Source organism: Pseudomonas sp. GL-B-12 (assembly GCF_019955895.1).
Classification (GTDB): domain Bacteria; phylum Pseudomonadota; class Gammaproteobacteria; order Pseudomonadales; family Pseudomonadaceae; genus Aquipseudomonas.
In genome coordinates this window covers 16,509-36,291 of record NZ_JAHBCX010000047.1, presented here as the reverse complement: position 1 = coordinate 36,291, position 19,783 = coordinate 16,509, and the positions used below count along the sequence as shown (strand labels likewise).

The 19,783-nt window shown below is 58.8% G+C and carries 21 protein-coding genes; 16 read left to right on the top strand and 5 right to left on the bottom strand.

What is annotated here, in order from left to right; genetic code table 11:
• The first annotated feature begins 46 nt into the window (after window positions 1-46).
• The 3 genes from argJ to KGA85_RS24225 all read left to right on the top strand — a co-directional run bounded on the left by argJ (window position 47) and on the right by KGA85_RS24225 (window position 3,017).
• Window positions 47-1,264, top strand: a complete 1,218-nt coding sequence (argJ, locus tag KGA85_RS24235) for a bifunctional glutamate N-acetyltransferase/amino-acid acetyltransferase ArgJ (RefSeq protein WP_090457453.1) — start codon at window positions 47-49, stop codon at window positions 1,262-1,264.
• Between the two features lie 179 nt (window positions 1,265-1,443).
• Window positions 1,444-2,076, top strand: coding sequence for a glutathione S-transferase family protein (locus KGA85_RS24230; protein WP_223459537.1), 633 nt, complete (start codon window positions 1,444-1,446; stop codon window positions 2,074-2,076).
• Window positions 2,073-3,017, top strand: coding sequence for a Nudix family hydrolase (locus KGA85_RS24225; protein WP_223543438.1), 945 nt, complete (start codon window positions 2,073-2,075; stop codon window positions 3,015-3,017). The genes KGA85_RS24230 and KGA85_RS24225 overlap by 4 nt, the downstream gene beginning before the upstream one ends.
• 68 nt (window positions 3,018-3,085) lie before the next feature.
• On the opposite strand, the gene KGA85_RS24220 is transcribed toward KGA85_RS24225, so the two are convergent.
• From KGA85_RS24220 to KGA85_RS24210, 3 genes are read right to left on the bottom strand one after another with little or no spacing between them, the layout of a single operon-like run.
• Window positions 3,086-3,667 carry a cob(I)yrinic acid a,c-diamide adenosyltransferase gene (locus tag KGA85_RS24220; RefSeq protein ID WP_223534406.1) on the bottom strand — a complete coding sequence of 194 codons (582 nt, stop codon included), beginning with the start codon at window positions 3,665-3,667 and terminating at the stop codon, window positions 3,086-3,088.
• A gap of 2 nt (window positions 3,668-3,669) precedes the next feature.
• Window positions 3,670-5,706 carry a sensor histidine kinase gene (locus KGA85_RS24215; RefSeq protein WP_223459532.1) on the bottom strand — a complete coding sequence of 679 codons (2,037 nt, stop codon included), beginning with the start codon at window positions 5,704-5,706 and terminating at the stop codon, window positions 3,670-3,672.
• A 45-nt stretch (window positions 5,707-5,751) separates the two neighbouring features.
• Window positions 5,752-6,669, bottom strand: a complete 918-nt coding sequence (locus tag KGA85_RS24210; protein WP_223459531.1) for a putative 2-dehydropantoate 2-reductase — start codon at window positions 6,667-6,669, stop codon at window positions 5,752-5,754.
• A gap of 135 nt (window positions 6,670-6,804) precedes the next feature.
• On the opposite strand from KGA85_RS24210, the gene KGA85_RS24205 reads away from it, so the two are divergent.
• Window positions 6,805-7,290 (top strand): YajQ family cyclic di-GMP-binding protein, encoded by a 486-nt coding sequence (locus KGA85_RS24205; RefSeq protein WP_007977344.1) that lies wholly within the window; start codon window positions 6,805-6,807, stop codon window positions 7,288-7,290.
• A 136-nt stretch (window positions 7,291-7,426) separates the two neighbouring features.
• Window positions 7,427-8,269 (top strand): mechanosensitive ion channel family protein, encoded by an 843-nt coding sequence (locus KGA85_RS24200; RefSeq protein ID WP_223459529.1) that lies wholly within the window; start codon window positions 7,427-7,429, stop codon window positions 8,267-8,269.
• Between the two features lie 144 nt (window positions 8,270-8,413).
• Here KGA85_RS24200 and KGA85_RS24195 read toward each other — a convergent pair whose 3' ends face one another.
• On the bottom strand, window positions 8,414-9,742 hold the full coding sequence (locus KGA85_RS24195; RefSeq protein ID WP_223459527.1) for an OprD family porin: 1,329 nt from the start codon (window positions 9,740-9,742) through the stop codon (window positions 8,414-8,416).
• A 910-nt stretch (window positions 9,743-10,652) separates the two neighbouring features.
• Here KGA85_RS24195 and KGA85_RS24190 point away from each other — a divergent pair.
• Window positions 10,653-11,078 carry an HIT domain-containing protein gene (locus tag KGA85_RS24190; RefSeq protein ID WP_223459804.1) on the top strand — a complete coding sequence of 142 codons (426 nt, stop codon included), beginning with the start codon at window positions 10,653-10,655 and terminating at the stop codon, window positions 11,076-11,078.
• A 3-nt stretch (window positions 11,079-11,081) separates the two neighbouring features.
• A complete protein-coding gene (locus KGA85_RS24185) occupies window positions 11,082-11,288 on the top strand; it encodes a SlyX family protein (protein WP_008052459.1) in 207 nt (68 codons plus the stop codon).
• A gap of 64 nt (window positions 11,289-11,352) precedes the next feature.
• Here KGA85_RS24185 and KGA85_RS31295 read toward each other — a convergent pair whose 3' ends face one another.
• Window positions 11,353-11,955 carry a cold-shock protein gene (locus tag KGA85_RS31295; protein WP_317848683.1) on the bottom strand — a complete coding sequence of 201 codons (603 nt, stop codon included), beginning with the start codon at window positions 11,953-11,955 and terminating at the stop codon, window positions 11,353-11,355.
• A gap of 592 nt (window positions 11,956-12,547) precedes the next feature.
• Between KGA85_RS31295 and KGA85_RS24175 the strand changes: the two genes are divergently transcribed.
• The 9 genes from KGA85_RS24175 to tolQ all read left to right on the top strand — a co-directional run bounded on the left by KGA85_RS24175 (window position 12,548) and on the right by tolQ (window position 19,761).
• On the top strand, window positions 12,548-12,883 hold the full coding sequence (locus tag KGA85_RS24175) for a ribbon-helix-helix domain-containing protein (RefSeq protein ID WP_223459526.1): 336 nt from the start codon (window positions 12,548-12,550) through the stop codon (window positions 12,881-12,883).
• 136 nt (window positions 12,884-13,019) lie between these two features.
• Window positions 13,020-13,241, top strand: a complete 222-nt coding sequence (locus KGA85_RS24170; RefSeq protein ID WP_032829812.1) for an FmdB family zinc ribbon protein — start codon at window positions 13,020-13,022, stop codon at window positions 13,239-13,241.
• A gap of 121 nt (window positions 13,242-13,362) precedes the next feature.
• Window positions 13,363-15,138: an aspartate--tRNA ligase gene (gene aspS, locus KGA85_RS24165; protein WP_223459524.1), complete on the top strand. Its 1,776-nt coding sequence runs from the start codon at window positions 13,363-13,365 to the stop codon at window positions 15,136-15,138.
• 128 nt (window positions 15,139-15,266) lie between these two features.
• On the top strand, window positions 15,267-16,013 hold the full coding sequence (locus tag KGA85_RS24160) for a YebC/PmpR family DNA-binding transcriptional regulator (protein ID WP_046042206.1): 747 nt from the start codon (window positions 15,267-15,269) through the stop codon (window positions 16,011-16,013).
• Window positions 16,014-16,171: 158 nt separating this feature from the next.
• Window positions 16,172-16,696 carry a crossover junction endodeoxyribonuclease RuvC gene (gene ruvC / locus KGA85_RS24155; RefSeq protein WP_046042207.1) on the top strand — a complete coding sequence of 175 codons (525 nt, stop codon included), beginning with the start codon at window positions 16,172-16,174 and terminating at the stop codon, window positions 16,694-16,696.
• A 114-nt stretch (window positions 16,697-16,810) separates the two neighbouring features.
• Window positions 16,811-17,419, top strand: a complete 609-nt coding sequence (ruvA, locus tag KGA85_RS24150; RefSeq protein ID WP_008052450.1) for a Holliday junction branch migration protein RuvA — start codon at window positions 16,811-16,813, stop codon at window positions 17,417-17,419.
• The gene (ruvB, locus tag KGA85_RS24145; protein WP_223534415.1) at window positions 17,420-18,481 is read left to right on the top strand and encodes a Holliday junction branch migration DNA helicase RuvB; all 1,062 of its coding nucleotides are present in this window, start codon (window positions 17,420-17,422) and stop codon (window positions 18,479-18,481) included.
• A 127-nt stretch (window positions 18,482-18,608) separates the two neighbouring features.
• Window positions 18,609-19,076, top strand: coding sequence for a tol-pal system-associated acyl-CoA thioesterase (gene ybgC, locus KGA85_RS24140; protein ID WP_007990726.1), 468 nt, complete (start codon window positions 18,609-18,611; stop codon window positions 19,074-19,076).
• Window positions 19,066-19,761 carry a protein TolQ gene (gene tolQ, locus KGA85_RS24135; RefSeq protein WP_008147369.1) on the top strand — a complete coding sequence of 232 codons (696 nt, stop codon included), beginning with the start codon at window positions 19,066-19,068 and terminating at the stop codon, window positions 19,759-19,761. Before ybgC ends, tolQ begins: the two co-directional genes overlap by 11 nt.
• Window positions 19,762-19,783 lie beyond the last annotated feature (22 nt).

Sequence of the window (19,783 nt, the reverse complement as noted above, 5' to 3'; positions counted from 1 at the left end):
CGTTCTGCTGAAACGGTGCTGACATCATTTATAAAGGAGCGCATTCATGGCTGTTGGTCTTGGTCCTTTGCCAACGTTGCACCCGGTTGCCGGTTTTGAACTCGGTATCGCCTCGGCCGGCATCAAGCGCCCGGGGCGCAAGGATGTTGTGGTCATGCGCTGTGTTGAAGGCTCCACGGTTGCCGGCGTGTTCACCTTGAACGCCTTTTGCGCCGCGCCGGTGATCCTGGCCAAGCAACGCGTGCAAGGTGCTGTGCGTTACCTGCTGACCAACACCGGCAATGCCAACGCCGGCACCGGCGAGCCAGGCCTGGCCGCGGCCGAGCGCACTTGCGCGAAACTGGCCGAGTTGACCGGCGTCGATGCCAGCCAGGTGCTGCCGTACTCCACCGGCGTGATCGGCGAGCCGCTGCCGGTCGAGAAAATCGAAGGCGCGCTGCAAGCGGCCCTCGACGACCTGTCGATCCACAACTGGGAAGCTGCCGCCACCGGCATCATGACCACCGACACCCTGCCAAAAGGTGCCAGCCGTCAGTTCCAGCACGATGGTGTGACCATCACCGTTACCGGTATCAGCAAAGGCGCCGGCATGATTCGCCCGAACATGGCGACCATGCTCGGCTACATCGCCACCGACGCCAAAGTCTCCCGCGACGTGCTGCAAAACCTGATGCTGGACGGCGCCAACAAGTCGTTCAACCGCATCACCATCGATGGCGATACGTCGACCAACGACTGCTGCATGCTGATCGCCACCGGTCAGGCGGCGTTGCCGGAAATCACCCGTGCCGAAGGCGAGTTGTTCGCCAAGTTGAAGCAAGCGGTGTTCGAAGTGTGCATGGACGTGGCCCAGGCCATCGTTCGCGATGGCGAAGGCGCGACCAAATTCGTCACCGTTGAAGTCAACGGCGGCGGCAACCACCAGGAATGCCTGGACGTCGGTTACACCGTGGCTCACTCGCCGCTGATCAAGACCGCGCTGTTCGCTTCTGATCCGAACTGGGGCCGTATCCTGGCGGCCGTCGGCCGTGCCGGTGTACCGAACCTGGACGTGAGCAAGATCGACGTATTCCTCGGCGATGTGTGCATTGCCAGCCGTGGCGCGCGCGCGGCGACCTACACCGAAGCCCAGGGCGCGGCGGTGATGCAGCAGGAAGAAATCACCATCCGTATCGAGCTGGGTCGTGGCGATTGCAGCGAAACCATCTGGACCACCGACCTGTCCCACGAATACGTGAAGATCAACGCCGAGTACCGTACTTAATACACGGTTCAAGACCGAGTCGTCCCATTCGCGAGCAAGCCCGCTCCCACAGGAGATCTTCAGTGAACACAATATGTGCGTACTGCCCGATCAACTGTGGGAGCGGGCTTGCTCGCGAAGGCTGACGACCAGACGCTAGATATTCTGGCTTGTTACCCTGACGAGAAGGCACCCCGAACATGAGCCTGCACCTGATCATCGGCGACAAACTGCATTCCTCCTGGTCCTTGCGCGGGGCTCTGGCCCTCGATCTGGCTGGTGCCTCCTACACCGAAGAACTGATCAAGCTGAACCAGCCGGACACCCGTGAGCGTCTGCTCAAGCATTCGCCGACCGGCAAGGTCCCGCTGCTGAAAACCGGGCACGGCACCATCGCCGACTCCTTGGCGATTGCCGAGTACCTGGCAGAACAGTTTCCCGACGCGAACCTGTGGCCCAAAGACACTGCCGCCCGTGCCCAGGCGCGTTCGGCGTGCGCGCAAATGCACAGTGGCTTTTTCGCCATGCGCGGCAACATGCCGTTCGATCTGAGCCATGACGCAGCGCTGTCGCCGGTCCCGGCCGATGTCCAGGCGGACATCGAGCGCATGTCGGCGCTGTGGGCCGAGTGCCGTGCCGCTGCGACCGAGAGCGGTCCGTACTTGTTTGGCCGCATCACGTTGGCCGACGCGTTTTTTGCACCCATCGCCGTGCGCCTGCGCACCTATCGGGTGAAACTGTCCGCGGCTGACGAAGCCTATGTTGAAACCCTCTACCAATGGCCGGCGTTCAAGGCCTGGCAGAAGGCTGGACTGGAGGAGTTGCAAAGGTGAAACGAGTCCATGTCGCCGCCGCCGTCATCCGCGATGGCAGTGGCCAAATCCTGATCGCCCGTCGTGCCGACTCACAGCACCAGGGTGGCCTGTGGGAGTTTCCAGGCGGCAAGGTCGAGGCCGACGAGTCGGTCGAAACTGCGCTGTCCCGCGAACTCCATGAAGAGCTGGGCATCGTGGTCGGCGCGGCGCGCCCGCTGATCAAGGTCCGGCACGATTACCCGGACAAGCAGGTGTTGCTGGATGTCTGGGAAGTCTCGGCGTTTACCGGCGAACCCCACGGCGCCGAAGGCCAACCGCTGGCTTGGGTGTCTCCCCGCGACCTGTCGGATTACGAGTTCCCGACGGCCAATCAGCCGATCGTCGCGGCCGCGAAATTACCCGCTCAGTACCTGATCACGCCGGAAGATCTGGAAACCCCTGCGTTGCTGCGTGGTATTCAGAAGGCCATTGCCGGCGGCATCAAGCTGATTCAGTTGCGCGCACCGAACGGTTACGACCCGAAGTATCGCGACCTGGCAGTGGATGCTGTGGGGCTGTGTGCCGGCATGGCGCAATTGATGATCAAGGGGCCGTTCGAATGGCTGGGCGACTTCCCGTCCGCCGGTTGGCACATTACCTCGGCGCAGCTGCGCAAATACGCAGCGGCAGGGCGACCGCTACCAGCATCGCGCTGGCTGGCTGCGTCGTGCCATAACGCTGAAGAGCTGGCGCTGGCCGAACAGATGGGGGTGGATTTCGTGACCCTGTCGCCGGTTCAACCTACCCTGACTCACCCAGGCGCCGAGCCGTTGGGTTGGGAGCAGGCGTCGAGCTTGATCGAAGGGTTCAGCAAGCCGGTGTTCCTGCTCGGTGGTGTTGGCCCGGCTGAGGTCGAGAAAGCCTGGGCGGCGGGTGCGCAGGGGGTAGCGGGGATTCGGGCGTTTTGGCCTGAGGCCTGATTTTGTAGCGTTCCTGCTGGCCTCTTCGCGATCCGGCTTGCTCGCGAAGGGGCCCTGAGAGGCGCCGACTAAACCTCAGGTTTCGCAGCCGGCTGCCATAGAATCTCCGCCACTCCCTGACGCTTGGCAATCAGCCGTGCTACCACAAACAGCAAATCCGACAACCGATTGATGTACGCCAGGCCAACCCCAGCCAACGGCTCAATCGCATTGAGCTGCTGACACCGCCGCTCTGCGCTGCGCGCCAGGCTGCGGCAGACATGAGCCTGGGCAATCAGCGTCGAGCCGCCAGGCAAGATGAAGTTTTCCAGCGGCCCCAACTCTTCATTCCACACATCGATCGCCGCTTCCAGGCGTTCGATTTCCGCTGCATTCAACGCCTGATACACCGGCATCGCCAATTCGCCACCCAGATCAAATAACCGATGCTGGCAGGGAGCCAATACCTCGATCACTTCGTTCAAGCCTGGAAACCGAGCGGTTTCCGCCTCCAACCCGGCCAGAAGCACCCCAACCTGGCTGTTCAGCGTATCGACCTCACCGATTGCTTCAATGCGCGGGTGATCCTTGGGGACGCGACGGCCATCGCCCAGCCCGGTTTCGCCTTTGTCGCCAGTGCGGGTGTAAATCTTCGACAAACGAAAGCCCATGGTTACCTCGATAGCAGATTGAGTTGTTGCGAAACGGGCGGCGTGGTCGCCAGGGGCAGGCGCAAGGTGAAGCAAGTGCCTTGGCCCAGGGTCGATTGCACTTCCATCTGGCCCTTGTGGTTATTGGTGATGATGAAGTACGACACCGACAGCCCAAGTCCGGTGCCCTGGCCGATTTCCTTGGTGGTGAAAAACGGCTCGAAGGTGCGTTTGCGCACGCTTTCGCTCATGCCGATGCCGTTGTCCTCGACCTGAATTTCCGCCCACGGCGGATTCAGCCTGGTGCGCAGAATGATCCGCCCCGGCTCGCTGTCGTCTTCGCGCTGGTGAATGGCTTGCGCGGCGTTTTTCAACAGGTTGAGCAGCACTTGCTCCAGTTCGTTGGCGGTGCCGGGGACCGGTCCCAGTGCCGGATCGAACTGGCGAAGGATGGCCTGGCCCTTGAAGTCGAAGCCGATCGCCAAGTCGAAATCGTTACCGGCGATCTCCACCGCTTGGTCGATCAGGGCAGGCAGATCGCAGGGAGCCATCTGCCGGGTGCTGCGGCGGCTGAAACTGAGCATGTGGGTGACGATTTTCGCCGCCCGGGCACCGGCCTGCTGGATGCCGTCGAGCAACTGCGGCACTTCACGCACTTGCAGATACTGATTGACCATCGCCAATTCGATGCCGGCCTGTTCGGCCACTTCGAGGTTCTTCGGCAAATCGGGCGACAGGCGTCGGCGAATGTTTTGCACGTTGTGCAGGATCGCGCCCAGCGGGTTGTTGATCTCGTGGGCCATGCCGGCGGCCAGGCCACCCACCGAAAGCATTTTCTCCGACTGCACCATCATCTCTTCCAGGGATAGGCGCTGGGTGATGTCGTCGATCCGGATCACCACGCCACGCCCGGCACCGCCCATCAGCGGATAGAAAGTCAGGGCGTAATGGCGGGGGTCGTCGTCCTTGAGCCAGGTGACACGTTCGATTTTGGCCACCGTATGCTGCTCGACCGTTTCCTTGAGTTGCGGCAAAAACGGTTTGAGCGGTTCGAAGGCGAGGAAGATGGGCTGGTTCAGGGCTTCATCGAGGCGCGTGCCGGATAGGGCGCTGGCTTCCTGGTTCCATTGTGTTACGTAGAGCTGTTCGTCGAGGGCGATCAGCGCCGACGGCATGGAGTCGATGATGCTGTTGAGGTAGTTCTGGAAACCGGTGAGCTTTTTCTCGATCTTGCTGCGCACCTGGACTTCGAGCTCCAGTTTACGGTTGGTATGGCGGGTTTCCTCTGCCAGTCCCTGGGCCTGGTCGTAGGCTGCCTGGGAGTCGTCCCTGGCCCGCTTGAGTTGCTGCTCCCTGGCCTCGATCCGCGAGAGCATGGTGTTGAACGCCTCGGCGAGGCTGCCGATTTCATCGTGGTTTCCTCGCGAAGCGCGCAGTGCGTAGTTTTCTTCACGGGTTACCTGCCGGGACAACTCCTCGAGTTGGTGGATCGGCCGGGTAATCAGGCGCTTGATCTGGCGGGCAATGATCAGCCACAGCAGCACGCTGAAGATCAGAATCCCCAGGCTCGCCGTCAGGGTCCCGGTGTAGAACGCCACTGGCAATTCGCTCGTGGCCACCAACAGTAAGTGTCCTGGTGCCGCACCGGAGCGGGGCAGGGGGATGACTTGGTTGGTACGAAACTCGGTGGCCTGCCAGTCTTCGATATGCCGGAAACGCTTCGGCAGCTCCAGGTTGTCGCCATGCTGCAATTGCGCCAATCGCTCGCCCTTTGCGTCATACAGGGCCGCCGCGCGCAACGGCGAATAGCTGTTGAGTTCATTCAGCAGGCGCTCGGCGTTTTGCGGTGACTCCAGGGCTTCGGAGGCCAGGCTCGGGTTGGATACCAGCCGGCCGATGGTCTGCAGGGCCTGGGGCGCCATGCTTTCCTGGGAGATGTAGTAGGCGGCGCTGATAAAGGTCAGGTTGGCAACCAGCAGGACGGTGACCATCAGTACCAGCAGGGCGGCCAGCAGTTTCTGGCCGACGGGCAGGTTTTCAAGGCGCTGGCGCAATGGCATTGGATTCATCGCAAACAAGGAACAAGTGGCCAGCGTAGCCGCTGCTCAGTCGCTGGGCAATCCAAGGCTTTGCAGGCGGGCGATCAACCTTGCCTCAAGTTGATTGAGGTGAGGCAGGTTCAGTTGATGGCGCTCGGCCACTTTGCAGGCGTAACCCAGCAGGTAGCTGATTTCCGTGCGGCGCTGGCTCGTGACGTCCTGATGCATCGAGGAGTAGTTGGCTGCGGTGGCGTGAATCACCCGTTCGACTTCCTGCGGCAGGTTTTCGGCTGCTGCCGGCTGACCACAACGCTCAAGCAACTCCACCAGTTCACCGCACAGGGTGGCGACTTCGCAGTGATGTTGCTGCAAACCACCGTTGCGGCAATCGTGCAGCACCGTCAGCGGATTGATCGCACAATTAAGGGCGAGTTTGCGCCACAGTCTGGTCAGGATTTCGGTGCTCCACTCATGTGGGATGCCGGCAGCGCTCAGGTCATCGAGCCAGATCGGCGCGACCGGATGGCTCGCGTCCCCCAGCCAGGTGAAGCCATGACCGGCAAACACCACGCGCCAATCACCATCGCGGAAAGCGCCTTCGGTGCTCGAGGCATAGATGCAGCGTGCCTGGGGGATCTGTGCGGCCACCGCGTCCTGACTGCCCAGGCCATTTTGCAGCAGGATCAGTTCGGCGCCTGGGGCCAGGCGTGGCGCCAGTCGGGCCACCGCACTTTCGGTATCGTAGGCTTTGCACGCCACCAGCAGGCGGTTGATCGGTTGGGGGCTGTCGGCTGTCTCGGCGGGCACAGCATAGTGTCGCGCCTCGCCGTGTTCAACCAGGGTCAATCCACCGGCCGCCTCATAGGCCTGCAGTCTCGCGGTGTCCCGCAGGATCAGACTGACCGGCACTCCAGCCCGTGCCAGACGTGTCGCCCATAAAGTGCCGAGGCTGCCGGCGCCCAGTACATGCCAGGTGGTAGACATCAGCTTTTTGCTCTGTTTAAGGCGTGCATCGGCAGCTCACAGTGAATGATGGGAAAGACCCGTTATAATCAGCGCGGATTTTAACCGCAAGCCAGGCGTGCTCCATCAGTGCGCCTTTAAATTTGGAGAGATTACATGCCGTCGTTCGACGTGGTATCCGAACTGGACAAACACGAAGTCACCAACGCGGTCGAGAACGCCGTCAAGGAACTCGATCGTCGTTATGACCTGAAAGGCAAAGGCAGCTTCGAGTTCAAGGAAAAAGACCTGACCGTCAACCTGACCGCGGAAGCGGATTTCCAGCTCGAAGCAATGATTGAGATCCTCAAGCTGGCGCTGGTCAAGCGCAAAATCGACGTGCAGTGCCTTGAAGTCAAGGACGCGTTCGCGTCGGGCAAGCTGATGAAGCAGGAAGCCGTCCTCAAGGAAGGTATCGACAAGGAACTGGCGAAGAAAATCGTCGCTCACGTCAAAGACGCCAAGCTCAAGGTCCAGGCGGCCATTCAGGGCGAGCAGGTTCGTATTACCGGCAAAAAGCGTGATGACCTGCAAGAAGCCATTGCAGTGCTGCGGGCCAAGGAATTCGGTATGCCGCTGCAGTTCAACAACTTCCGCGACTGACCTTTAAAGCGGGAACCTCTTGGCGTTTGCGACGTCGGAGGCCCAAGCAACGGCAGAAACGATTGAGCCCGTCGCGGTTCAATCTTTCTGCCGCTTTTTTACGCATGCCGGGTAGCCGGAAAACAGGAGTAAGCAGATGGACTTAAATGCTGAGGTAGACAACCTGGTCAAGGTATCCCAAACCTGGATCCCGATGATCATGGAATACGGCAGTCGTGTACTGCTGGCGGTCATCACCCTGGCCATCGGCTGGTGGCTGATCAACAAAGTCACGAAAAAACTCGGCGGCCTGATTGCATTGCGTAATGCCGACCTGGCGCTGCAAGGCTTTATCAGCAGCCTGGCGAACATCATCCTCAAGATCCTGCTGATCGTCAGTGTGGCCTCGATGATCGGTGTGGAAACCACTTCGTTTGTGGCAGCGATTGGTGCGGCTGGCCTGGCCATTGGCCTGGCCTTGCAGGGCAGCCTGGCGAACTTCGCCGGTGGCGTGCTGATTTTGCTGTTCCGTCCGTTTCGTATCGGTGACTGGATCGAGGCTCAGGGTGTCGCCGGTACTGTCGACAGCATCCAGATTTTCCATACCGTACTGCGCACCGGTGACAACAAAACCATCATCGTGCCCAACGGTAATCTGTCGAACGGCATCATCACCAACACCAACCGTCAGCCGACCCGCAAAGTCGTATTTGATGTAGGCGTCGATTACGAAGCGGACTTGCAGAAAGCCCGAGAAGTGTTGCTGGAGTTGGCCAAGGACCCGCGAGTATTGGCAGATCCGGCACCACAGGCAGTTGTTTCTACCCTGGGTGACAGTTCGATCACACTTTCGCTTCGTGTCTGGGTAAAGACTGCCGATTACTGGGACGTGATGTTCATGTTCAACGAACTGTCCCGTGATCGTTTGAGAGAGGCCGGCATCGATATTCCATTTCCACAGCGGGTTATTCGTGTGGTTCAGGAATCTGCTGCGCAGTAATTGGTTTTCTGGTCAATGCCTGACTATTCGGTCAGGCATGTTCTGCATAGATCTGATCGTTTAAACGCACTGTTGACACGCCAACGAAAAAGGCCCATCCGAAGATGGGCCTTTTTTTGATTACCGCGAACTAGCTTTCTGCAATTACAGAATGTTGAGCGGGTAGTCGGTGATCAGGCGGAACTCAGAGATATCGCCTTCGCCTTCGTCAGCATTGGCGGTGTGCCATGCTTGACGGATGCGGAACGACAGATCTTTGGCTGGGCCGGATTGAATGACGTACTTGGCTTCCACGTTGGTTTCGTGGTGTTTGCCGTCTGCACCGTACAGACCGGTGTAGGTGCTGTTCGATGGAGTGTTGGTACCGTCGATGTTCCAACCATTCGCGTAACGGACCATGAAGCTCAGGCCAGGTACGCCGTACTCGGCCATTTTCAGGTCGTAACGGGCTTGTACCGACTTCTCGCCAGGGGCGTTGAAGTCAGAGTACTGGATGGAGTTGGCGAGGAAAATCGAGTCGCCACCACGGTTGTTGTCACCCACACCGATGTAGTCGAACGGAGTATCGCCGTTGACCTTCTGGAAGGCCAGGGTCACGGTGTGTGCTTTCAGGAACGAGTAAGCAGCAGCCAGGGAGTAGGCGGTGTTGCTGATGTCGCCTGCTTTAGCGTCACCGGTATCCTTGGTGTTGTAGATGTTACCGTCGAAGTTGATCGAGTTGTCGCCGCCCAGTGCGAGGGTGTAGTTCGCGTTGGCGTAGTACTGGTTCCAGACGTCTTCGAGCTTGGCACCGTAGAGCGATACGCTCAGGTCCGGGGTAATGCCGTACTTGCCACCGAAGTAGTCGATGGAGTTGGCTGTCACGCCAGCGTAAGTAGCGAACAGTTCGCCGTCACGAGCGTTGCGGTCCTGGCTGGTTGCCGAGTAGAAGTGACCGGCTTCGAGGTCGAGGTCTGTAACTTCGCTGCTCTGCAGTTGGATACCGCTGGCAGTTTGGTGAAGGATACGGGAACCGCCTACAGCGAACACCGGAGAGGTGCTTGGCTGCATGTCGCCGATTTTCAGCTCGGTCTTGGAGATGCGGAACTTGGCGGCAGCGCCGGCTTTGCCCTGGCTGTTGTTGACCTCGCCATCAGAGTCCACGGACATGTTGCCGGAACCTGCATATTTGTCGGAACCGTCCAGCTTAATGGCCAGTTGGCCCCAAGCTTCAACGCCAACACCGATCAGACCTTGGGTGTAGCCCGAGCTGTACATGCCCTGAATGCCCTGGGTCCAGTCTTTGTCATCGACTGCGCCGTCTTTCTTGTTACGGTTGTAGTAGTAGTTGCGAACCAGCAAGTCGAGTTTGCTGTCTTCAACGAAACCTTTGGCTTCGGCCTGGTCGCTTACGAAAGGTGCGGCTACTGCCAACTGAGTACTGGCTGCTGCTGCAACTGCCAGTGCGATCATGCTCCACTTCATCACGCGCATCGTGATTTGCTCCTTTGGTTTTAGAAGAGTACTGCCGTCCCACCTGATTTATTATCTGGGCGGCTCTTTCTTTTTGTGTCGGCGCAAACTTATATCACGCCGACAATGTTGGCGATACTTGCGTATCTAACCTTTCGCCTTCTTTACGACCCTGTCGCAAACAGCGTGGTAGATGTCGCAAATTTTCCGCTCCGACGCAACAGGGCTGACAGCTTTTATGCTGTTTTCTGAGTCTTGGCACCGGTAAAAAGAGTCCTGGTGAAACGTTTGAATCTCCATCGGGCTACCTTGCCACTGTTTTTTTTGCCTGAGGGCCTCCGCTTCCAGCGGGTGCCACTCAGGCGATGTTGGGTATGAATGCAATAAGTGTGCGCAAATTCGGGTTTTGTTGCAGTTTTTTTCCAGTTGACTGTCTGACGCCGTAAAAACCTCATAAAACCGGGGGTTCAAGCACGTTTAGTTTGGGCTTGACGCCTTGTCCGGCATCATGTTGCACCGTTCTGGTCCACTGCATGACAGGCAAAAATGTTACCGGATCACCCCGTCAGTGAGTAAATGGCGGATGTCGAAGCGTTCAGCGTAGACCCACTGTGCGGTTTTGGTGCAAAAAAATTTTGTGTCGTGCCGAGTTCATCCAGTTTGACCGTTTGTCTGTAACGAACTCCTTCTTGTTAATCAGTCATTTCGGTGTTTTTTGCCGGCTTATCGGTTCTGCAATGGTGCGCAGCAGCGAAAAGTGTCTCAATCGGGGGCGGGTTGTCAGCCTTTCGTTAGCGCTTGTGACTTCTGCGTAAGGTTCGTCGTGAAGCGTGCGCCGTTCGCAGGTATGCTGCCGTCCGGTCGTTTGGCGCGCTGTCCCGTCAGGATGGGCGCTAAGCTGAAAAATGATGATCCGGCGGGAGTGCGCGCAGTGTTCGCTTTAGATCCACGACTTCAACAAGACACGTTACCAATCGGGGACTTTCCGCTCTGCCGGTTGCTGCTGTCCAACGATTCGAACTATCCCTGGTTCATCCTGGTACCTCGTCGCGAGGCTATCAGCGAGATATTTCAGTTGGATGTCGCAGACCAGCAACAGCTTTGGCAGGAAACAACTGCGCTGTCGCAAGTGCTCAAGGACTCGTTCGATGCGGACAAGTTGAATGTTGCGGCGCTGGGTAATGTTGTCAGTCAGTTGCACATGCATGTGATTGTGCGCAAGCGCGAAGATGCCGCCTGGCCCGCGCCGGTTTGGGGTAAACACCCGGCAAAACCCTACAAGTCGGAGCAGATCGTCGCCATTCGCGAACGTTTGCGTCTGATTTTGACCGATGATTTTACGTTTCTGGAGGGCTGAACCATGAGCCTGGAAGAACGCGTTACCGAGCTTGAAAGTCGTCTGGCCTTTCAGGATGACACCATCCAGGCATTGAACGATGTGCTGGTGGCGCAGCAGCGGGTGGTCGAGCGTCTGCAGCTGCAAATGGCCGCACTGCTCAAGCGGCAGGAGGAAATGGTCGGCCAGTTCGAGTCATTCGAAGAAGAAGCGCCGCCGCCCCACTATTAAGTAAATCGCAGGCATGAAAAAACCGCGGACAGCTCGGCTGTGCGCGGTTTTTTTTAGCCTTGAATCAGCGGCGCGGCAGTGCGGCGATCACATCTTCGGCTTGCAGGCCCTTGTCACGATTCATGACGGAGAACTCCACGCGCTGGCCTTCGACCAGGACGCGGTGACCTTCGCCGCGAATGGCCCGGAAGTGGACGAAGATATCGTCGCCGGAGTCGCGGGAGATGAAGCCGAAGCCTTTGGACGTGTTGAACCACTTGACGGTGCCGGTATCGCGGTTGCTCATGTCGTAGCTAGGCGAGGCGGTGGCTGGTGACGACTTGTAGAAGCTGATGCCCAGGTGCAGGGCAACGGCGATCAGGGCAGCGACCAGGCTGAACAGAACGGCGGGTTGACCGGCGATGACGGGCATCGGTGCGAGCAGCGTCAGGGTTTGCAGGACCACGCTCAGAACCAGCAGGGCGCTGACCAGGTTTTGCAGTTGGTGACGCGGGCCTTTGTTCCAGTAAGGGATGACAGGTGCCAGTGTGAGGTTGAGCAGGCCGAAAAAGGCCAGGTACAGCGCGTCGGGTTGTTGCAGGTAAGGTAAGGCTTCGGATTGCAGGCTAGGGATGAAGGACAGCAGCAAGGCCGCTGCGCCTATCAACAGATGGACGATTTTCAACATTTTGATTAACTCACGTTAAGACAGCTCACAAGGAAGAGCTGATGGCGCACGGTTCGCTTCAAGATAATAAAGAGGCGTTGGACACGTACCCGGTATCAGCCTATGCGCCGTGCCCGGAAAAAATAGGCACTGGCGACACGCTGTCTATTTAACAGCAAAGCTGCAGGCTACTCAAATCAGGGCGTCCGGCGGCTCTTTGGGGATGATTTGGTGCAGGTTGCCCCGGGTTGCGGGGCTGCGGTACCTACGGCCGACTTGCTGCCCCAGCCTATGCAGGTGCATGAAAAAAAACGGGGTGGATACTTCGCTCTCTGCTAGATCAGTAACGCTCGCGTGCGCGGATGACGCCTTGAAGTGTTGTTCGCGCTCTTCTTTCCTACACCGTTCAGCACGGCGCTTCTGAAGGGGGCATCACTTTGCTGCGTGGGAAAATGTCCGGAGTAGGACGTTCTCCGGGGTCTGCCAACAGTTGTTGGCTTATCTTACGTTGATGGTCATAAAGTCGTCTGGATATGCCTTTGTAACTGCGTTTCTATAAGTCGACAGACAGTTGCTCTTAACGAAACCAGGATGGCAAAGGAGTGTCAGCGTTATGGTTTATGAACGGCAAGAAGAGGGGCGATACGGTTCGCACAGGGATGTAAGGGTCGATCCGTTTGTTCGCGAGTTCGATATGGGGTTGGCCCAGCCCTTGTCCCGCTCCGTACGATTGAATGGCTTCGCCACCTGTTTGCGGCTTGAACAGGTTTATTGGGATATTTTGGGGGAGATGGCCCGGGCCAATGGTTGCTCGGTCAGTAGCCTGTTATCTCACGTGGATCGCGAAGTTCACTTGCGTCATGGCGGGGTAAGGAACTTCAGTGGATTGGTGCGGGTTGTCTGTGTCGTGCACAGTCTCAAGGAAGGGGGTTGCGCCGTCACGGCCTAGCCTCGGCGGCGAAAGCAGCAGAGTGTCGGTCTGTGCAGTCTTACGGCTGCACAGGCCGCATTTAATGGATATAATCCCGCTCTTTGCCGCAAAACCCTGCGTGTGCGGTAGCAATCTGATCGCCGAGACAACCTCCATGCCGATGTACGATTATCAATGTGCTTCCTGTGGTCATCAGTTGGAAGCCATTCAAAAGATCAGCGATGCACCGCTGGTCGACTGCCCTGCCTGTCAGGCGCCAGAGCTTAAAAAGTTGCTGTCCATGCCGGGCTTCCGCCTCAGCGGCACGGGTTGGTACGAAACCGATTTCAAGACCGGTTCCAAGAAGAACCTGGCCGGCGGCGACAAAGCTGACTAAGGTCTGGAACCTGAGTTGAACGACACGCGCGAGCTTTTGCATCACCCGGCGCCTTTTTTAAAGGCGGGGCTGCTGTAGGATCTCCACCGAATTTCGAATTACGAGAAGTGAAACCACGACCATGATGCGCAGCCATTATTGCGGCCAACTGAACGAAAGCCTGGACGGCCAGGAAATTACCCTTTGCGGATGGGTTCACCGTCGCCGTGACCACGGTGGGGTGATTTTCCTCGATATCCGTGATCGTGATGGTCTGGCCCAGGTCGTGTTCGATCCGGACCGCGCTGAAACCTTCGCCGCAGCCGATCGCGTGCGCAGCGAGTACGTCGTGAAAATCACCGGCAAGGTTCGCCTGCGTCCGGCCGGCGCGACCAACGCCAACATGGCGTCGGGCATGATCGAAGTCCTGGGTTACGAACTGGAAGTGCTGAACGAATCGGAAACCCCGCCGTTCCCGTTGAACGAGTTCTCCGACGTCGGCGAAGAAACCCGCCTGCGCTATCGCTTCCTCGACCTGCGTCGCCCGGAAATGGCCGAGAAGCTGCGTCTGCGTTCGCGCATGACCACCAGCATCCGCCGCTTCCTGGACGAGAACGGCTTCCTCGACGTCGAGACGCCGATCCTGACCCGTGCTACCCCGGAAGGCGCGCGCGACTACCTGGTGCCGAGCCGTACTCACGCCGGTTCGTTCTTCGCCTTGCCGCAATCGCCACAGCTGTTCAAGCAGCTGCTGATGGTGGCCGGCTTCGACCGTTACTACCAGATTGCCAAGTGCTTCCGTGACGAAGATCTGCGTGCCGACCGTCAGCCGGAATTCACCCAGATCGACATCGAGACCAGCTTCCTCGATGAAAAAGAGATCATGGGCCTGACCGAGCAAATGATCCGCAACCTGTTCAAGGAAGTGCTGGGCCTGGAATTCGGCGAGTTCCCGCACATGACCTTCGAAGAAGCCATGCGCCGCTACGGTTCCGACAAGCCAGACCTGCGTAACCCGCTGGAACTGGTTGACGTGGCCGATCAGCTCAAGGAAGTCGACTTCAAGGTGTTCAGCGGCCCGGCCAACGACCCGAAATGCCGTATCGCCGCCTTGCGCGTACCTGGCGGGGCGAGCATGCCGCGCAAGCAGATCGACGACTACACCAAGTTTGTCGGCATCTACGGTGCCAAGGGCCTGGCGTACATCAAGGTCAACGAGCGCGCGAATGGCGTTGACGGTCTGCAATCGCCGATCGTGAAGAACATCCCTGAAGCCAACCTCAACGTGATCCTGGATCGTGTTGGTGCAGTTGACGGCGACATCGTGTTCTTCGGTGCCGACAAGGCCAAGATCGTCAGCGAAGCGTTGGGCGCATTGCGCATCAAGCTCGGTCACGACCTGAACCTGTTGACCTGCGAATGGGCTCCGATGTGGGTCGTTGACTTCCCGATGTTCGAAGAGAACGACGACGGCAGCCTCAGCGCCTTGCACCACCCGTTCACCGCACCGAAGTGCACCCCGCAAGAGCTGGAAGCCAACCCGGCTGGCGCTCTGTCCCGTGCCTACGACATGGTCCTGAACGGTACCGAACTGGGTGGCGGTTCGATCCGTATCCACCGTAAAGAGATGCAGCAGTCGGTATTCCGTCTGTTGGGCATCAACGAAGCGGAACAGGAAGAGAAATTCGGCTTCTTGCTCGACGCCCTGAAGTACGGCGCGCCGCCGCACGGTGGTCTGGCCTTCGGTCTGGACCGTCTGGTGATGCTGATGACCGGCGCTCAGTCGATCCGTGAAGTGATCGCCTTCCCGAAAACCCAGAGTGCGGCAGATGTCATGACTCAGGCACCGGGTCAGGTGGATGCCAAGGCACTGCGCGAACTGCACATTCGTCTGCGCGAAACGCCTAAGGCCGAGTAAGGCTGACCTGAAGGGCGCATCTGTGGATGCGCCCTTTCTTTATAGATAGAGCTGTTCAAGATTTTTGTTTGCCGGCCGGCGCAATACAGCGCAGCGGGCAATGTTTCAAAGAGAATTCGGAGCGAGTTATGGCAGGTCATTCCAAGTGGGCGAACATCAAGCACCGCAAAGAACGTCAGGATGCCAAGAAAGGCAAGATTTTCACCAAGTGGATTCGTGAGCTGACTGTCGCTGCCCGTCAGGGTGGCGGTGATCCAGGCTCCAACCCGCGTCTGCGTCTGGCATTGGACAAGGCCCTTGGCGCGAACATGAGTCGCGACATCATTGATCGGGCAGTTGCCCGTGGTGCTGGCGCCGCCGATACCGACGACATGGTCGAACTGACCTACGAAGGTTACGGTCCGGGCGGCGTGGCGGTGATGGTCGAATGCATGACCGACAACCGTAATCGCACCGCAGCCGCTGTTCGTCACGCGTTCAGCAAATGCGGCGGCAACCTGGGGACTGACGGTTCGGTGGCCTATCTGTTCGAACGCAAGGGGCAGATATCCTTTGCTGCCGGCGTTGACGAAGACGCACTGATGGAAGCGGCCATGGAAGCCGACGCCGATGACGTGGTGACCAACGAAGACGGTTCGATCGACGTTTTCACCTCGTTTGCCGGGTTCTATTCGGTGCGTAACGCACTGGAAGCGGCGGGCTTCAAAGGTGACGACGCGGAAATCGTCATGTTGCCGACCACCAGCGCCGAGCTCGATCTGGAAGGCGCCGAGAAAGTCCTCAAGCTGATCGACATGCTCGAGGACCTGGATGACGTGCAAAACGTCTACTCCAATGCGGACATCCCGGAGTCGGTGGCTGCACAGCTCGGCTAAAGGGCAACAATGTCCCATGTGGGAGCGGGCTTGCTCGCGAACGCGGATTTGCAGGCAACGTTGTTGCTGAATATGAAACCGCTTTCGCGAGCAAGCCCGCTCCCACATTTGTTATTTGCTGTAATGAATATCGTGCTTTTACTTAACCCGCAGGCGTTATGACTTTAATTCTTGGTATCGACCCCGGTTCGCGCATCACCGGTTACGGTGTGGTTCGTGATACCGGCCGTGGCTGTGAGTACGTCGCCTCCGGTTGTATCCGCACCGGTGCCGGCGAGCTGCATGAGCGTCTGCAGATTGTCTACCGCGGGGTGCGGGAGATCATTCAGACGTACCATCCGGTGACCATGGGCATCGAAAAGGTATTCATGGCCCGTAACGCCGATTCCGCCCTGAAACTGGGGCAGGCCCGTGGCGCCGCCATTGTGGCGGGCGCGGAAGAAAACCTGGAAATTGCCGAATACTCCGCGACCCAGGTCAAGCAAGCGGTGGTTGGCACCGGTGCGGCTAATAAAGAGCAAGTGCAGATGATGGTCATGCACATGCTGAAATTGACCAGCAAACCACAGATCGATGCCTCGGACGCCCTGGCCATTGCCATCTGCCACGCTCATACCCGTTCCAGTCTGCTGCCCCACGGTCTGGGTGCTGCACGCAGTCGTGGCGGGCGCCTGCGTCTCTGATAGCATCAGCAATCATTTTCATGGAGTGAGGGCGTTCCGCCTGGGTTGTCGGCGGTATTCCCTCGCTCTATCAGTCGCTGGCCCAGAGCTGGCCAACGCTCAAGGATTTGTAACGTGATTGGACGTTTGCGCGGCACCCTGGCTGAGAAGCAGCCTCCCCATCTGATTCTGGATGTAAATGGCCTGGGCTATGAACTTGAAGTGCCCATGACGACCCTTTACCGCTTGCCGTCGGTCGGTGAGCCGCTAACCTTGCATACCCATTTGGTCGTGCGCGAAGACGCACAGTTACTCTATGGTTTTGTCGGCAAGCGTGAGCGCGACTTTTTTCGCGAATTGATCCGCCTCAACGGCGTCGGGCCGAAACTGGCCCTGGCCTTGATGTCGAGCCTGGAAGTCGACGAACTGGTTCGTTGCGTACAGTCCCAGGACACTTCGGCGCTGACCAAGGTCCCGGGCGTCGGCAAGAAAACCGCCGAGCGCTTGCTGGTGGAGCTCAAGGATCGCTTCAAGGCCTGGGAAACCGTGCCGGCCATGTTCGCCCTGGTGCCGAACCAGCCGGATGGACCGGCCCCGGTGAACACTGCCGAGACTGACGCCGTCAGCGCCTTGATTTCCCTGGGCTACAAGCCACAGGAAGCGAGCAAGGCGGTGTCTGCGATCAAGGAGAAAGATTTGAGCAGTGAAGACATGATCCGCCGCGCCTTGAAGGGAATGATCTAAGTGATTGAAGCTGATCGTCTGATCGCTGCCACGCACAGCCCGCGTGAGCGCGAAGAAGTCCAGGACCGCGCCATTCGCCCGGTCAGCCTGGCTGAATACATTGGCCAGCCGAGCGTTCGCGAGCAGATGGAGTTGTTCATTCAGGCCGCTCGCGGTCGTAACGAATCCCTGGATCACACGCTGATCTTCGGGCCGCCCGGCCTGGGCAAGACCACCCTCGCCAACATCATCGCCCAGGAAATGGGCGTATCGATCAAGAGCACCTCGGGGCCGGTGCTGGAGCGCCCCGGTGACCTGGCGGCGCTGTTGACCAACCTTGAGCCTCACGATGTGCTGTTTATCGACGAAATCCATCGCCTGTCGCCCATCGTTGAAGAAGTGCTGTACCCGGCCATGGAGGATTTCCAGCTCGACATCATGATCGGTGAGGGGCCGGCCGCGCGTTCGATCAAGCTGGACCTGCCCCCGTTCACCCTGGTGGGCGCAACAACGCGGGCGGGGATGCTGACCAATCCGTTGCGGGACCGTTTCGGGATTGTCCAGCGCCTGGAGTTCTACAACAACGCCGATCTGTCGACAATTGTCAGCCGCTCGGCAAGCATCCTTGGTTTGCCGCTGGACCCGGAAGGTGCTTTCGAAATCGCCCGACGTGCCCGTGGCACCCCACGAATCGCCAACCGTTTGCTGCGCCGGGTGCGCGACTTCGCCGAAGTTCGCGCCAAGGGCCACATCACCAAGCCGATTGCCGACCTGGCGCTGAACCTGCTGGACGTCGACGAGCGTGGCTTCGATCACCAGGACCGGCGTCTGTTGCTGACCATGATCGAGAAGTTCGACGGCGGGCCAGTCGGGGTCGACAGCCTGGCCGCCGCCATCAGCGAAGAGCGTCACACCATTGAAGACGTGCTGGAGCCTTACCTGATCCAGCAGGGCTACATCATGCGCACGCCACGGGGGCGGGTGGTGACGCGGCATGCCTACCTGCATTTCGGTTTAAACATTCCGTCACGATTGGGCGAAATGCCCGTGGTAGACGAGTTCCTCGATGCCGCTGACGATTAATTAACGTTGCGTGCTGATTTTTTCGGGCAATGTAGGGTCCCAGGACCGTACTTTCACGTGAAAGCCGCAGAACAATGAAAAACAGTTGCCATGCCGGATTGGCAACCTGAGGAGTAAGCACTAGAGTATGCGCGCGCAAAACGGGCTTGAGCCTTTCGCACATCGTTGTCGCGTTTATTACGAGGACACCGATGCGGGCGGCATCGTGTATTACGTTAATTACCTCAAGTTTATGGAACGGGCTCGAACCGAGCGGCTACGAGATCTGGGCTTTGCCCAATCGCAGCTTGCCGGGGAGGACCTGTTGTTCGTCGTGCATTCCAGCGAAGCGCGCTACCACGCGCCGGCGCGACTGGATGACGAGCTGCTGGTAAGCGCTGAAGTAATCGAATTGAACCGTGCCAGCCTGCGCTTTAAACAGCAGGTCAGGCGGGCGACGGATAATGTGCTGCTCTGCGAAGGGCAGTTTCTGGTGGCCTGTGTGCGCACTGAAAGTTTAAAACCCCGGGCCATTCCCGAAGCTCTACGAGCGGCCTTTGCCGACGTGAGCGGCGCGGGTACACACTCAAAGCAGGAGATAAAGCGTGGAAGCTAACGTCGTCGACCATTCCTCCATGTGGAGCCTGGTCAGCAATGCCAGTATCGTGGTGCAACTGGTAATGCTGATCCTGGTAGCCGCATCGGTGACCTCGTGGATCATGATCTTTCAGCGCAGCAACCTGCTGCGCGCCGGTCGACGTGCCCTGGAGAGCTTCGAAGAGCGCTTCTGGTCGGGTATCGACCTGTCCAAACTGTACCGTCAGGCCGGCAGCAATCCGGACCCTGATTCGGGCGTCGAGCAAATCTTCCGTGCCGGTTTCAAGGAATTCTCCCGTCTGCGCCAGCAGCCAGGCGTTGACCCGGAAGCGGTCATGGAAGGCGTGGCGCGTGCCATGCGCGTTGCCATTTCCCGCGAAGAAGAAAAGCTCGAGCAGAGCCTGCCCTTCCTGGCCACGGTCGGTTCCGTCAGCCCGTACATCGGTCTGTTCGGTACGGTCTGGGGCATCATGAACTCCTTCCGCGGTCTGGCGACCGCCCAGCAAGCGACCCTGGCCACTGTGGCCCCGGGTATCGCCGAAGCACTGATCGCCACCGCGATCGGTCTGTTCGCCGCCATTCCAGCCGTTATCGCTTACAACCGTTTTGCTGCTCGCAGCGAAACCCTGCTGGGCCGCTACTACACCTTCGCCGACGAGTTCCAGGCGATCCTGCACCGCAAAGTGCACACCAGCGAAGAATAAGCAGGTAATTTCCAATGGCTTT

Excerpts from the sequence above, each read along its gene's own strand:
- KGA85_RS24200 (WP_223459529.1), top strand. The coding sequence starts at position 7,427 with ATGGACTTAAATGCTGAGGTAGACAACCTGGTCAAGGTATCCCAAACC.
- argJ (WP_090457453.1), top strand. The coding sequence starts at position 47 with ATGGCTGTTGGTCTTGGTCCTTTGCCAACGTTGCACCCGGTTGCCGGT.
- KGA85_RS24160 (WP_046042206.1), top strand. The coding sequence starts at position 15,267 with ATGGCAGGTCATTCCAAGTGGGCGAACATCAAGCACCGCAAAGAACGT.
- KGA85_RS24215 (WP_223459532.1), bottom strand. The coding sequence starts at position 5,706 with ATGCCATTGCGCCAGCGCCTTGAAAACCTGCCCGTCGGCCAGAAACTG.
- KGA85_RS24170 (WP_032829812.1), top strand. The coding sequence starts at position 13,020 with ATGCCGATGTACGATTATCAATGTGCTTCCTGTGGTCATCAGTTGGAA.
- aspS (WP_223459524.1), top strand. The coding sequence starts at position 13,363 with ATGATGCGCAGCCATTATTGCGGCCAACTGAACGAAAGCCTGGACGGC.
- KGA85_RS31295 (WP_317848683.1), bottom strand. The coding sequence starts at position 11,955 with ATGTTGAAAATCGTCCATCTGTTGATAGGCGCAGCGGCCTTGCTGCTG.
- KGA85_RS24195 (WP_223459527.1), bottom strand. The coding sequence starts at position 9,742 with ATGCGCGTGATGAAGTGGAGCATGATCGCACTGGCAGTTGCAGCAGCA.
- KGA85_RS24205 (WP_007977344.1), top strand. The coding sequence starts at position 6,805 with ATGCCGTCGTTCGACGTGGTATCCGAACTGGACAAACACGAAGTCACC.
- ybgC (WP_007990726.1), top strand. The coding sequence starts at position 18,609 with ATGCGCGCGCAAAACGGGCTTGAGCCTTTCGCACATCGTTGTCGCGTT.
- KGA85_RS24230 (WP_223459537.1), top strand. The coding sequence starts at position 1,444 with ATGAGCCTGCACCTGATCATCGGCGACAAACTGCATTCCTCCTGGTCC.
- KGA85_RS24175 (WP_223459526.1), top strand. The coding sequence starts at position 12,548 with ATGGTTTATGAACGGCAAGAAGAGGGGCGATACGGTTCGCACAGGGAT.
- KGA85_RS24220 (WP_223534406.1), bottom strand. The coding sequence starts at position 3,667 with ATGGGCTTTCGTTTGTCGAAGATTTACACCCGCACTGGCGACAAAGGC.
- KGA85_RS24185 (WP_008052459.1), top strand. The coding sequence starts at position 11,082 with ATGAGCCTGGAAGAACGCGTTACCGAGCTTGAAAGTCGTCTGGCCTTT.
- ruvC (WP_046042207.1), top strand. The coding sequence starts at position 16,172 with ATGACTTTAATTCTTGGTATCGACCCCGGTTCGCGCATCACCGGTTAC.
- KGA85_RS24210 (WP_223459531.1), bottom strand. The coding sequence starts at position 6,669 with ATGTCTACCACCTGGCATGTACTGGGCGCCGGCAGCCTCGGCACTTTA.